The organism is Actinomadura fulvescens (assembly GCF_039533225.1).
GTDB classification, from domain to species: domain Bacteria; phylum Actinomycetota; class Actinomycetes; order Streptosporangiales; family Streptosporangiaceae; genus Spirillospora; species Spirillospora fulvescens.
The window spans coordinates 99,309-113,682 of record NZ_BAAATD010000014.1 but is presented as its reverse complement, the minus strand read 5'-3'; the positions used below and the strand labels follow the sequence as shown (position 1 = coordinate 113,682).

5 protein-coding genes are annotated in these 14,374 nt (G+C 72.9%); 1 reads left to right on the top strand and 4 read right to left on the bottom strand.

Annotated features, from left to right (window positions below):
• The first annotated feature begins 27 nt into the window (after nucleotides 1-27).
• Nucleotides 28-810 (top strand): radical SAM protein, encoded by a 783-nt coding sequence (locus ABD333_RS38490; protein WP_344547540.1) that lies wholly within the window; start codon nucleotides 28-30, stop codon nucleotides 808-810.
• Nucleotides 811-955: 145 nt separating this feature from the next.
• Here ABD333_RS38490 and ABD333_RS38485 read toward each other — a convergent pair whose 3' ends face one another.
• The 4 genes from ABD333_RS38485 to ABD333_RS38470 form a co-directional block, all read right to left on the bottom strand.
• Nucleotides 956-4,693, bottom strand: a complete 3,738-nt coding sequence (locus ABD333_RS38485) for a type I polyketide synthase (protein ID WP_344547687.1) — start codon at nucleotides 4,691-4,693, stop codon at nucleotides 956-958.
• A complete protein-coding gene (locus tag ABD333_RS38480; RefSeq protein WP_344547539.1) occupies nucleotides 4,680-9,836 on the bottom strand; it encodes an SDR family NAD(P)-dependent oxidoreductase in 5,157 nt (1,718 codons plus the stop codon). The genes ABD333_RS38485 and ABD333_RS38480 overlap by 14 nt, the downstream gene beginning before the upstream one ends.
• Nucleotides 9,833-13,162 (bottom strand): beta-ketoacyl synthase N-terminal-like domain-containing protein, encoded by a 3,330-nt coding sequence (locus ABD333_RS38475; RefSeq protein WP_344547538.1) that lies wholly within the window; start codon nucleotides 13,160-13,162, stop codon nucleotides 9,833-9,835. The genes ABD333_RS38480 and ABD333_RS38475 overlap by 4 nt, the downstream gene beginning before the upstream one ends.
• A 121-nt stretch (nucleotides 13,163-13,283) precedes the next feature.
• On the bottom strand, nucleotides 13,284-14,207 hold the full coding sequence (locus tag ABD333_RS38470) for an amidohydrolase family protein (RefSeq protein WP_344547537.1): 924 nt from the start codon (nucleotides 14,205-14,207) through the stop codon (nucleotides 13,284-13,286).
• Nucleotides 14,208-14,374: the final 167 nt, after the last annotated feature.

Genomic DNA, 14,374 nt, shown 5'->3' with positions numbered 1-14,374 from the left:
GAGGCTCAGACGAGCGAAGGAGTCACGATGCACGACCTCATAGCCAGCCCGTTCCTCGGAGACTTTGTCACCAAGCCAGGGAACGCCAACGGCATCAAAATCACCCGCTCCCGATACCTCGAACTCGGCCAGGCCGTGATCTTCCCGGACTGGCTTGTCAACGCCGCCCAGCGTGTCTGGGATATCGACCTTCGCCAGACACCGGTCACTGGCCGGCTGCTTGTGCGGCCCGAGAACGTCTACATGTTCGGCAAGGCCACCTACGAACTGAATCTGGGCTGCAACTACGACTGTGAGCACTGCTACCTGGGCTTGAAGACGTTCGAGGGACTGGATTGGCCGGACCGTGAGCGGCTGTTGGAAACGATCCGCGACGCGGGCGTGTTGTGGCTCCAGCTCACCGGGGGTGAGCCCATAGTGGATCGCCTCTTCGCCGCCGTCTACGCCAAGGCGTACGAACTCGGGATGATGATCGAGGTTCTGGCCAACGGTTCCCGATTGGCCAATCCCAAGATGCTCGATCTGCTGACCGCGCAGCGGCCAAGCAAGTTGAGCATCAGTGTCTATGGCGCCACGGCCGACAGCTACGACGCGCTCACCCGCCGGCCGGGCTCGTTCGACAAGTTCATGAAGGGTCTCTCGGCTGCAAGCGAGGCGGGCCTTCAGATGGATCTGAGCCTCATCATCACGGACAGGAATGCACACGAGGCTGACCAAATGCGTCTGATGGCCAACGAGTTCGGTGTGCGATATCGCGAGTACGGCATCTGGGCCATCAGGGCTACCTGCTGGGCACCGCCGACGCGGTGACCAGGGACGCCGAGCGGCGGGTCGAGCTGGTGAACCCGGCCGACCTGCGCACGGAGGTGGTGCGCCGGCGCACGGTGTTCCAGTTCACCGACTCGACCCGCCCCGGCCGGGTGGAGGGAGTCCCACGATCCGCGTCCGGCCGCGGCTACTGCGAGCCTGCGCTCTGCACTCGGTGGGCGAGAAGGCCGGCGAGGACCGGCGGCGTAGCACCCTCGGACAGGCTCTGGAGAGTCAATGAGACCCCCAGGTCCCGTTCGACGGCGGCCTGCAGCTCGGCGAGCATGAGCGAGTCGGCGTAGGCCGGCAGCGAGGCCTCTAGGTCGACCTCCCCGGGCGGCAGCCCCGTCACCTCCGCCACCTGATGGACGAGATAGTCGAGGATCAGACCGCGGCGCGCGCCGGCGTCGGCCGAACGCAGCGCGTCAGGTGAGGGGGCCGCCGGTACGGAACCGGCCCTCGGGCCGCGGACCGGCTTCACGATGCGGTCCAGCATCGCGACGGAGATCGTCCGGAAGCGGACCCCCTGCAGGTCCGCGACCGCACGGTCGTGTGCGTCGGTGAGCCGCAGGTCGCCGCTGAGCGTGCCGTCGGGTGCCTTCCGGGTCGTCGCGACACAGTGGAACGGCCCGTCGAGGTCGTGCGAGTGGACGATGGCCCGGTCGTAGCCCGTGCCGATGTGGACGGGACGGTCGCCGTCGGCGAGATCTGTCTCCGCACCGACCGGGATGAGCTGCACGCAGGTGTCCAGGAGCAGCAGTTCGGGCCGTACCCCGGCGAGGACTCCGGCGCAGGCCGCATCGGGAGCCGTCAGCCTCGCCGCCGCGACGCCATGGCCGCGCCAAGCGGTTTGAACGAGCTGGAAGCTCCTGCCCAGGACGAACGACGGGTGCCAGGCACGTTGGTAGAAGTCGGTCTGGCCGAGCTCGTCCACGCAGCGCCGCGCGGCGTCGGAGAGCGTCTGCGCCAGGCTTCGCCCGCTGGTCTTCCAGCCGTGGCTGGATGCCGTCTTGTCGGCGCCGGTGTCGGTCTCGGCGCCGGTGTCGGCCGCGGTCACCCGGGCCTCCATGTGCAGGTGCCACTTGCCAGAGGCGTCCGCGGCGAAAACGCGGGCCCTGGCGCGGCCCGGGCCGGCCGGGTCGAGGACGACCTGGACGCGGCGTTCGTCGTCGTCGCCCAGCGCCATCGCGCGGGGGATCGTGAGGTCGGCAAGGGCCGGGTCGGGTCCGAAGAGCCGCTCGCCCGCCTGCAGCAGGAGTTCGACGAGTGCCACACCCGGCACCACGAGGCGGCCGTGGACCCGATGTTCGTCCAGGAAGGGCACCGTGCGCAGGGACAGGACGGTCTCGGCGATCGCGCCGCCCGTCGCGGTCAGCAGGAAGGCCGGCCGCAGCGGGCGCCGCGCCGCCGGAGCGGTCGTCATGCTTTCGGGGACCTGGTGATACCTGTGCTGGAACGGGTAAGTGGGCAGGCCTTCGAGTAGTGGACGACGCGGGTTGACCTCGTCCCACCTCACGTCCACCCCCTTGACCCAGGCGCGGGAGAGGGTTTCCAGCAGGCGACGATGCGCGTGCCTGCCGTCCGTCAGCGGCTGAGCCGGCCCGTGCGATGCCTCCGGGTCGTCACCCGCGACGCCGACCCCGATGACGACGCCTTCGCCGTCGCCGTTATCGGGCCCGGTCGCACGGTCATGGCCGACCCAGTAGTCGGGTGAGGTCAGCTGGTCCACGGCCGTCACGTTCTCGCCGTCGAGCACGAGGTCCAGGCGCGGCCTCGCCACCTCCAGGTCGCGGACCACGCGAGCGAGCGCCGAGCGGTCCGCGCCGCCGGATCGCCCTGCCGCGACGGCGAGGCGGGCGCCGTCGGCCGCGGAGAAGACCCCGGCGAGGACCGCCGCCGCGACGATCCCCGGGCCTCGGCCCGTGACCTGGTCGGGTTCGACGCCGACCGACCGCCACCACTGGCCGAGGGCGACGGCCAGGCAGTAGGCGGTGACGGGATCGGCCGGCGGCAGCTCGGTGGCGGGACCCACGACCTCGGCCAGCGAGTCGAGTGCCTGACCGAACGCCGGCAGCCGCCGGCAGAGATCAGCGATCATGGCCGGTGCCGCCGGGCCGGGGAGCCGGGCGGGCACGGCGAACGTCACGCGCGGCGCGCCGGCGGCACTGCGGCGGCCGCGCGCGGGCTCGATCCCGTCAGGCCGGTCCTGGGCGATGGCGCGCAGCCCGCCGACCAGATCGCCGGACGCGTCGAGGACCACGGCGGCGCGGTCGCGCAGGTCGGCGCGCCCGACACCGGCGGCCCAGGCCACATCGGCGGGAGCGAGCCCGGTCCGGGCCGTGCAGTGGTCGGCGAGACGGGCCGCGTACGCGCGCACGGCGGCTTCCCGCGCCCCGCTGACCTTGACCACCACCGGGCGGTCGGGCACGGGGGCCGGTGGGCGGTGGGCCGGGGCCGGAGCGTTCTCGATGACGGTGTGGGCGTTGGTGCCGCCGAACCCGAACGAGGAGACTCCGGCGATGCGGCGAGGCCGGTCCCAGGACGTGGGCTCGGTCGGGACGGTGACCGGCAGGCGATCCCAGGCCACGTGCGGGGTGGGTTCGCGCAGGTGCGGGTGCGGTGGGACGAGGCCGCGCTCGACGGTCAGGACGGCCTTGATGAATCCGGCGATGCCGGCGGCGGCCTCCAGGTGCCCGATGTTGGTCTTGACCGAGCCGACCATGACCGGGCGTTCCGGCGCGCGGCCCGGTCCGAGCGCCTCGGCCAGCGCGCGCAGCTCGATCGGGTCGCCCAGCGGGGTGCCCGTGCCGTGGGCCTCCACGTAACCGACGTCGGAGGGCGCGATGCCCGCGGCGGCGCAGGCCTGACGGACGACCTCCTGCTGGGCGGCGGCGTTCGGCACCGTGATCCCCGAGGTCCGGCCGTCGTGGTTGACGGCGGTGCCGCGCACCACCGCCGCCACCCGATCGCCCGCCATGATCGCGTCCGACAGCCGTTTCAGCACCACGATGCCGCAGCCCTCGCCGCGCACGTAGCCGTCGGCGGACGCGTCGAACACGCGGCACGCTCCCGACACCGACAACATCCGGGCCTGACACAGCGCCACCCAGCCGTCCACGCCCAGCAGCGCGTTCACGCCACCGGCCAACGCCGCATCGCATTCGCCCGCGCGCAGGCTCTGTACCGCCAGGTGCAGGGCCACCAGCGAGGACGAGCACGCCGTATCGACCACCAGACTCGGCCCCGCCAAACCCAGGCAGTAGGAGATCCGATTCGCCACGAAGTTCGCCGACGCCCCGGACGCCGCGTATTCGTCCACCACCTCCACACCGGCCGCGGCACCCAGCCGGGCCCAATCCGAACCTCCCACCCCCACGAACACGCCGGTCCGCGATCCCCGTAGGCGGTCGGGCGCTATCGCCGCGCCCTCCAGCGCCTCCCACACCACCTCCAGCACCAGCCGCTGCTGCGGGTCCATCTTCAGCAGCTCACGCGGCGGCACTCCGAACAGCTCCGCGTCAAAGCCGCCCATCCCCTCGACGAAACCGCCGTGCCGCGCGTACACCCGCCCGGCGTCACCCACTTCCGGCGAGAACCATTCGCGGGCATCCCACCGGTCCGCGGGAACGTCACCAACGCCCGAGCCACCGTCCACCAGCAACTCCCAGAAGCCGGCCACACCGTTCCCCGAGCCCGCGTCCACCCCCGGAAAGCGACATCCCAGTCCGACCACGGCGATCGGCTCGGTCTGCCGGCGCCGGAGGTCCGCGGCCTCGGCCCGGGCCGCTCTGAGCTCGGTCAGGGCACGCCTGACCACCTCCTGGCGGCTTCCCGGGGTCCGCTTGTCGACAGCGTCGTCGGGGGCGTGCCTGCTAACCGGGTTCATCACGGTCCTCCAGCTCCTCTTCGAGGAGTCGCAGCAGCTCGTCCTCGGACGTGTCGGTGAAGTCGCCCGCCCCTGCTTCGCGCGCCCCGGTCTCGCCCGCCTCGGTCTCGGTCCGCGGGTCGCGTTCGGCGGAGGCGGTGCTCGCCGGCAGGACGGTGGGGAGCACCTCGCGTACCAGGAAGCCGGCCAGCGCGGCCACGGTCGCGTGCTCGAACGCGGTGGTCGCGGGCAGTCGCACGCCGAGCAGCGCATCCAGGCGGCTCTTCAGCTCGACACTGGTGATCGAGTCCATGCCCGCCTCGAAGAACCCGCGCTCGCGGTCGAGCGGGCCCTCGTCCGTGCGGCCGAGAACGGTGGCGATCTCCCGCTGGAGCAGCTCCTCGACCAGCCTCAGCCGGGCACCGGTGGTGGCCGCGCCGGCGAGCCGGTCGAGCAGCGCCGTGTCCACGGCGTCACCGGCGGCCCGGGGGAGGGGCTCGACGTCGGCGAAGTCCGAGAGCAGCGGCCTGCGTCGCCTGGCCTCCAGAACGGGACGGAACCGGGCCCAGTCGATCGGCGCCACGGTGACCTGGGCACGGGAGGAGCGCAGCAGCCGTTCGAAGGCGGCGAGCCCCTCGTCGTCGGGCAGGGCGTGCAGGCCCATCGCCTGGAAGTACTGGGCGTGCTGGGCGGCCATGTCGCTGTCGGACCACCAGCCCCAGTTGATCGCCAGGCCGGGCAGCCCGCGCCGGGCCCGGTCGTGCGCCGCCACGTCCAGGAAGTGGTTGGCGGCGCAGTAATGACCCGCGAGCGCCGAACCCCACACCGACGACGCGGAGGAGAACATGACGAAGAAGTCCAGCCGCCGGTCGGCGGTCACAGCGTCCAGCACCAGCGTCCCGTCGACCTTGGCGCGCAGCGTGTCGCGGAACGCCGTCCAGCTCAGCTCGGCCACCGATGCGGGCTCGAAGACCCCGGCGGCGTGCACGACACCACGGACGGCGGGCCAGGGCGTCGACTCGGCGTCGAACAGTGCGGCCATGGCCGCCGCATCGGACACGTCCGCCACGGGAGCGTGCACGGTGACGCCCGCCTCGGCCAGCCGGCCCAGCGCCTCGCCGATGCCCGAGCGCCGGGCGGCATCGCCGGCGGCGGCCGGCGGTCGCCTGCCGAGCAGGACCAGGTGCCGGGCTCCGCGTTCGGCGAGCCGCGCGGCGACACGCAGGCCGAGCGCTCCGCGCCCGCCGGTGACGAGGTAGGCGGCCTCGCCGTCGAGCCTCATGCCCTCGGCGGGAACGAGCGGTCCGGTCCGAACAAGGCGGGCCGCCAGCCGGGTACCCGAGCGCAGTGCGATCTGGTCCTCGCCGTCCGGGGCGAGAAGTTCGGCGACGACCGCCGCGGCATGGACGTCGGGGTCGGATTCGGCCGGGTCCAGGTCGATCATGGCCCCCCAGGTGTCCGGGTGCTCAAGGGCGATCGTGCGGCCCAGACCCCAGACGGGAGCCTGGGGCAGGACCGGACGTGCGGACCCGGCCGGCGTCGCGCCGCAGGTGACCGTCCACACCCGTGGCGCGGGCCCGCCGATCCGTGCCGTCCACGCCGTCAGCAGGGCGGGAGCGGCGAGCAGCGGCTCACATGAGACCTCCAGCGCGCGGTCGAGTCCGGGACCGGGCCCGGCGTCGGCGGACCTGGCGTCGAGCGCGCCCAGATGAACGATCCCGTGCAGGGTCTCGGTGCCGTTCAGCGCGGCGGCGAGACCGGCCCGCGTCACGTCCTGGATCGTCGAGCACTCGTGCCCGGCCGTGGTGAGACGGGCGGCGACGCGGGCGCCGACGCCCTGTCCGTCGGCGAGCACGAGCCACTTTCCCTTGGGCACGCTTGGTGCGTGTGCGTGTGCGTGTGCGTGTTCCGCGCGCGGGCTCGGACGCCAGTCGATCTCGTAGACGTCGCGTTCGAGCGCCCGCTCCAGCTCCGTCCCGGCGGCAGGAGCCGCGTCGGCGGGAGCGGCGGTGGCCGGGCGGGTGGGCAACCAGTGGCGTGCACGTTTCCACTGCCGGGGCGGACGTGGGGCACGTCCGGCATGAGCGACCGGCTGCGGCGCCTCCTCCACGACCACGTGCGCGTTCGTGCCGCTGAAGCCGAAGGAGCTGAGCCCGGCCAGGCGCGCCTGCCCCTCGGCCGGCCAGGGCGCGAGCTCGGTCGGCACGGTCACCGGTAGCTCGTTCCAGTTCACGTACGGGTTCGGCTCGGTGAGATGCAGATGCGGCGGAACGCGACGGTGGTGCAGGGCGAGCGCCACCTTGATCAGCCCGCAGACGCCCGCGGCCGCCTCCAGGTGCCCGACGTTGGTCTTCGCCGATCCGACCAGCAGTGGCGGCGCGGCGCACCCCGCCGGTCGCAGGCACTCGGCGAGGGCGGTCAGCTCCAGCGGGTCGCCCAGGGCCGTGCCCGTGCCGTGAGCCTCCACATAGCCGACCGCCTCGGCGGCCACGCCGGCGTCGCGCAGCGCCGCGCGGATGACCTCCTGCTGGGCCTGCCCGTTCGGCACGGTCAGTCCGGCGCTGCGGCCGTCCTGGTTGACGGCCGTGCCGCGCAGCAGCGCCCAGATCCGGTCGCCGGCGGCCACCGCGTCCGAACACCGTTTGAGGATCACCACCCCGCAGCCCTCGCCTCGCCCGTATCCGTCGGCGGTGGCGTCGAAGACCTTGCAGCGGCCGTCCGGTGCCAGGGCCCGCATCGTCGCCAGGCTCGCCGTGGTCGCGGGCGACAGCATGAGGCTGACCCCTGCCACGATCGCGAGGTCGGACTCGCCGGACCGCAGGCTGCGCGCGGCGAGGTGCGCCGCCACCAGTGACGAGGAGCACGCGGTGTCCACGGCCATGGCCGGGCCGTGCAGGCCGAGCAGGTAGGACAGCCGTCCCGCCGCGACGCTGAAGGTGTTGCCGGTCGCGACGTACGGATCGATCGTGTACGAGTCGTCGGCCGCCAGCAGCTGCAGGTAGTCCGAGGTGTTGATGCCGACATAGACCGAGGTGAGCGACCGGTCGAGCGTCTCCGGGCCGCGGCCGGCGTCGTCGAGGGCCTCGTAGGCGACCTCCAGCAGCAGCCGCTGCTGGGGGTCCATGGCCCGGGCCTCGCGCGGGGAGATGCCGAACGCGTCGGCGTCGAACTCGTCGACCGGCAGGTCGAGGAACGCGGCCCGGGCCGGGGACGCGGCGCCCGGCTGCCACCTTCCCGGGGGGACGTCGCCGACGGCGTCACGGCCGTCGTGAAGCAGCCGCCAGAAGCTCGTGATGTCGTTGGCGCCGCCCGGGAAGCGGCAGGCCATGCCCACGATGGCGAGCGGCTCGGCATGGGCGGGACGAGAGCGTTCGGCCGGACGGGACCGTTCGGCGGGACGAGAGCGTTCGGCGGGACGAGACCGTTCAGAGGTCGCCGGGGCGAGCGCCGCGCCTCCGCCGCCGGCCAGGTACTCGGCCAGTCGCCGGATCGTCGGGTGGTCGAAAACCGCGGTCGTCGGGATCTCCCGGCCGACGCGGCGTTCGATCCGGCCGCGCAGCTCCACCACCATCGCCGAGGTCAGGCCCAGGTCGAACAGGCCCGTGTCGGGGTCGAGCGACTCGTCCGAGGCCAGGTTGAGCGCCTCACGCAGTTCCGCGCGCAACCAGCCGGCCAGCTCCGACTCCGCCTGGACGGCCTCCGCCGCCGTTGCCTCGGCCGGGGCCTTCACCGTCGGGCTCGTCGGCGGTTCCGCCGGGAGGCGTTGACGCGGCAACGTGAACGGGTCGGCGTCCTGGGGGCGGAGGGGGAACTCCCGGCGTTGGTAGGCGTAGGTCGGCAGCGCGACGGGGCGCTCCGGGCGCCGGTTGACCTGGGGCCACGCCACGTCCGTGCCGTTCGCCCATAGCGCGCCGAGTGCCTGGAGCATCCCGCGGTGCCGATCACCCCGCGCCGGTACGGTCGCGACGGAGCGCAGCCGCACGTCGAGTTCCGCGGCGACGCTCGCGCCCGCCTGGAGCAGCGCTCCGGGACCCAGCTCGATGAGCCTGGTCACGCCGCTGCCCAGCACCGTGCGCAGCGCGGCGGAGAACCGCACCGGGCCGCGGGTGTGCCGCACCCAGTAGGCCGGGGTGGCGAGTTCGTCGCCGGCGAGCTCGCCGGTGTGGTCGGAGACCAGTCCGGTCAGGGGCGGCGTCGCCGGGACACGGGTGAACGCCTCGGCGAGCCGGTCGAGGATCGGGTCCACGTGGGCGGAGTGGAAGGCATAGGGGACCGGCAGCCGGACCACGCGGACGTCGCGCCTGACGAGCAGCTCGGACACGGCGGCCACCGCCTCCGCGGGGCCGGACACCACCGTGTTGGCGGGCCCGTTCTCCACGGCGACCACGACCTCGCCCGAGACGATCTGGGGCAGCCCGGCCAGTCGGCCGGGCGGTGCCAGCACCACCGCCATGGCACCGGACGGCGTCAGCTCCGACGTCAGGCGTCCGCGTTCGGCGACCAGCCGGGCACCGTCCTCGATCGAGAAGACCCCGGCGAGCGCGGCGGCCGCGTAGGCGCCGACGCTGTGCCCGAGGAGCAGGCCGGGGCGTACGCCGACCGACCGCCACCACTCGCCGAAGGCCACGGCGGCCGCGTACACCGCGGGCTGGAAGACCTCGGTGCGGGCGGCCGCGGCCTCGGCGTCCGGCCCCGTCCCGGTCAGCACCGACAGCGGCGGCCCGGCGGCCGGCCCCAGGACTCCGGCGAGCGCGTCGATCACCCGGGTGACGACGGGGACGCGCCCGTACACGCCCTCAAGGAGCCCGGTCACCCGGACGCCGTGGCCGGGGGCGACGAAGGCCACGGCCGGCGCGGGTCCCGGAGCCCGGCGGCCCGCCGCTCCGCCGGAGGGCTCGGCCCCCTCGGCCACCGCCCTCAGCCCCGCCAGCAGTTCGCCGGTCGAGTCCGCCACCAGGGCCGCCCGGTCCGGCAGGTCGGCGCGGCCGGTGCACGCCGTCCAGGCGAGCCCCGCCAGATCGACCGCGGGGTCGTCCGCCAGGAAGGCGGCCAGCCGGGCCGCCTGGGCGCGCAGCGCGTCAGGACCCGCACCGGCGACCTTGCACACCACCGGCCCGCCGCCCAGAGCCGGCCCGCCGCGCGGCTGGGCGCCTTCCTGGCTCACGGGGCGTCCCCGGTCAGCTCGCCGACGCAATCGTCGATCACGGTGTGGGCGTTGGTGCCGCCGAAGCCGAACGAGGAGATTCCGGCGATGCGGCGGGGCCGGTCCCAGGGCGTGGGTCGAGTGGGAATGGTGAGCGGCAGTCGGTCCCACGCGATGTGGGGGTTGGGCCGGTGGAGGTGCGGGTGCGGGGGGACGACGCCGTGTTTGACGGCGAGGACGGCCTTGATGAGCCCGGCGATGCCGGCGGCGGCCTCCAGGTGCCCGATGTTGGTCTTGACCGACCCGATCATCAGGGGGCGGTCCGGTGGGCGTCCCTGGCCCAGCGTCTCGGCCAGGGCCCGGGCCTCGACCGGGTCGCCCAGCGGTGTGCCCGTGCCGTGCGCCTCCACATAGCCGACAGCGGCGGGCTCGACGTTCGCCATCGCGAGCGCGTCCCGGATGACGTGCTGTTGCGCGAGCCCGTTGGGGGCGGTCAGGCCGTTGCTGCGGCCGTCGTGGTTGATGGCGGTGCCGCGGATGACCGCCAGCACCTCATCGCCTGCCGCGACCGCGTCCGGCAGGCGTTTGAGGACCACGATGCCGCAGCCCTCGCCGCGCACATAACCGTCGGCGGCCTCGTCGAACGCTCTGCACAGGCCCGAGGCCGACAGCATCCGGCCCTGACACAGCGCCACCCACGCGTCCACCCCCAGCAACAGATTGACCCCGCCCGCCAGCGCCAGATCGCATTCGCCGCCGCGCAGACTCTGCACCGCCAGATGCACCGCCACCAACGACGACGAACACGCCGTATCGACCGCCAGGCTCGGCCCTGCCAACCCCAAGCCGTACGACACCCGGTTCGCCACGAAATTCACCGACGACCCCGTTGCCGCGTATTCGTCTATCGCCCCCACTCCGGCCGCCGCGCTCAAGCGCGCCCAATCCGAGCCCGCCACCCCCACGAAGACACCCGTCCGCGACCCGCGCAGCCCGTCCGGCGCCACCCCCGCGCCCTCCAGGGCCTCCCACACGACCTCCAGCACCAGCCGCTGCTGCGGGTCCATCCTCATCGCCTCTCGCGGTGACACCCCGAACAGCTCGGCGTCGAAGCCGCCCAGTCCCGCAACGAAGCCGCCATGCCGCGCGTACACGCGACCCGCCTCACCCATGACCGGCGAAAACCACTCCTTCACGTTCCACCGCTCCGCAGGCACGTCGGTCACCTCACAACCACCCCTCACCAGCAGATCCCAGAAACCACCCACACCACCTCCCGGGCTCACACCTGGAAAACGGCAACCCATTCCCACGACGGCGACCGGATCGAAATGCGACTGCGAGGCTTTTCCGGCACGTGCGCAAACCGTTGTGGCCGGTCCGGGATTGTTTGCGGTGAGCGCACGCACCGCACTTTCGATGGTCGGGTAGTCCCACACGAACGTCGGAGGGACCTCGACGCCGAGCCATTCCGACAGCCGATGCGCCAGGGAACTGGCATGGACGGAATCCAGGCCGTAGTCGGTGAAGGGCCGGTCGAGATCGACCTCGGCTGAATCCCGGTCGGCCGCGTCCGCGACAAGCAGCCGGAGACGAGCGGCGACTTGATCGGGGGCCGGGTCCGAGACCGGACGCGCCGCCTCGTCGGCGCGGGGCCGGACGCGCGGTAGCTCGCCGGCCAGGTACGAGGCGCGGCACGCCGCCCTCCGCAGCTTGCCGCTCGATGTGACCGGGATCTTCTTCGAGGGGATGAGGACGACGTCGTGCGGGTGGAGACCGTGTTCCTGCGCGATGGCACGGCCCACGGCCGAGGTGATCTCGTCCACGTCACCTGCGCTCACCCGGGGCCGGACCAGCCCCTGCACGACGACCAGGCGTTCGGTCCCCTGGACGTCGATCGAGAACGCGACGGCACGGCTCCCGGCAAGGCAGGGATGGCTGGCGACGCTGCCGGCCTCCACGTCCTGCGGGTGGACGTTCCGGCCCCGGAAGACCATCATGTCGCTGGCCCGGCCGGTGACGAACAGGTAGTCCTCGATGAAGGTTCCGAGATCGCCTGTGCGCAGGTAGGGCCCGTCACCGTCCGCGAGAGTGGCACCGAAGGTCTCCCGCGTCGCCTCCTCGGCACGGAAGTAGCCCGCGGCGACCGTCGGACCCCGTACCCAGAGCTCACCGATCCGGCCGGGTGGCAGTACGCGGCGTTCCGCCGGGTCGACGATCAGAATCTCGGTGTCGTCGACCACGGCCCCGCAGCCCACCAGCCGGCGCGCCGACGCCACGTCCTCCGGCAGGCCCACCCGGCCGTCGGTCTCCAACGCGGGGGCGGAAACGAGGCGCACCTTCGGAATCTCGCCGGGCGGGCGGGCGCCCGAGAGCAGCGCGGTACCTTCGGCCAGCCCGTAGCAGGGGAAGAAGGCCGACCGCCGGAAGCCGCAACGCTCGAACTTCAGGGAGAACCTGTCGAGCACCTCGGGCCGGACCGGTTCCGCGCCGCTCAGCGTGCAGGCCAGGGTCGACAGGTCCAGCCGGTCGAGGTCCTCGTCCGCGACCCGGTCGCAGCACAGGTCGTAGGCGAAGTTCGGTGCCGCGCTCACGGTCGCGCCGAAACGCGTGATCGCATCGAGCCAGCGCGCCGGGTCGCGCAGGAACGCCATCGGCGACATCACGTTCACGGGGAAGCCGGTGTACATCGGGAAGATGAGGCCTCCGAGCAGCCCCATGTCGTGGTGCGGCGGCACCCAGCTGACACCCACGGCCTCGCTGCCCACGGCGAGGGCCGGCTCGGCCGACCGCATGTTGGCGAGGACGTTGGCGTGGGTGACCATCACTCCCTTGGGCTCGGCCGTCGACCCGGACGTGTACTGCAGGAACGCCAGGTCCGCACTGCCCGCGACGATTCCGTCCCAGGATTCCTGCCTGCCGTCGACGAGCCGGTCGGTGGCGGCCAGCCAGTCCAGCCCGGGCACGTCCAGGCCCAGCGGATCGGTGTCGGAGGTGACCGGATCTCCCGACCGGCCGGTCACGGCGAGCCGGGCTTGCGCGCCGCGCGCGATGCTCCGGACGCGGTCGACGTGCCTGGCGGAGGTGGGCGGGTAGGCGGGAACGGCCACCAGCCGGGCGTAGAGGCTTCCCAGGAGGTACGCCACGTACTCCGGCCCGGGCGGGCAGAGCAACAGCACCCGGTCGCCGGGCCTGCTGCGTTCGCCCAGGGTCACCGCGATCGCCCGCGCCCAGACGTCCAGCTGGCCATAGGTCAGCGGGGAGATCCGTGGCGGGCCCTTTCCCGGGTAGTCCAGGAAGCGGTAGGCGATGCGGTCCGGATGCTCTGTGGCCCGTCGACGCAGCACGTCAACGAGCGTTCTGGGCCGAGGCTCGCCACATACCGACACGGCAAACGGTCCTTTGCTCAAGAGGATGAACGGCACTCGGTAGGAAGCTGACCGTGCTCACGCGTATGGAGGAAGACGGTCATGGTGGGTCGTTGTCGAAGCGGTGGAAGAGCGCCCGTGCGTTGCGGTGGCCGATGCTCTCGTCCTGGGCGATCGGCCCGTTGAAATAGGTGACGGCGAGTTCTGGTGCGAACGGCCAGTCGCTGCCGTACAGCACGTGACCGGGCCGGGCGAACGACAGCAACGACGGCAGCGCGGCCGGGCTCGACGACAGGGCCGTGTCGAAGTAGAAGCCGGCCAGGTCGTCCAGGATCGTGGCGGGGTCGCGGCCGGTCTGGTCGAACAGGCTGACCGCGAGGCGGTGCGCGGCGTAGGGCAGGAAGCCGCCCGCGTGCGCCAGCACGAAGCGGATGCCCGGGAACCGGCGTGGCACGTCGTGGCGCACGAGGCCGTAGGCGGCACGGGTGGTGTCGAGCAGGAAGTCGGCGGCGAACGGCGGGATGCCGGCCGCCGCGGGGCCGGGCAGTTCGGCGGGGTGGACGAGCACCACCGCGCCGCGCCGGTCGAGTTCGGCCATGAGCGGGTCGAACGAGGGGTCGCCCAGGTAGCGGCCGTGGCTGTTGGCCAGGAGCACCACCCCGTCGGCCGACAGCTCGTCCAGTGCGTGCGCCGCCGCGGTGACGGCGCCGTCCACGTACGGCAGGGTGAGCGTCGCCAGCAGCCCGAACCGGCCGGGGTGGTCCTTGACGAGTTCGGCGCCGAACTCGTTGAACTCCCGTGCCGCCGCGGCCGCCTCGCGGTCGTCGCCGAGATGCACGCCCGGCGTGGTCAGCGAGAGGAGGGCGGTCGCGATGCCCTGCCGGTCCATGAGCTCCAGCGCCATGGCCGGGCTCCAGCCGGGCAGCTTCCGGCCGCCGGGCGCGGTGATCCCGTGGTCGCGCAGCCGGCCGGCGTAGGCGGCGGGCACCAGGTGCTGGTGAACGTCGATGCGGCCGCTGGTCATGGCGCTCCCTCGGTCCTCGCTGCTCAGGCCGGCCGCCCGAGCCCGGGTCCAGGATCGGCAACGCCCAATCACGTAAAGTAGTTGACCAATCACAGAAGGCAAATGACGGAAGAGTAAGAGTGGTTGAGCGGTAAGGCTCCGGCGATGCCGACCTCGCAGCCACCGCC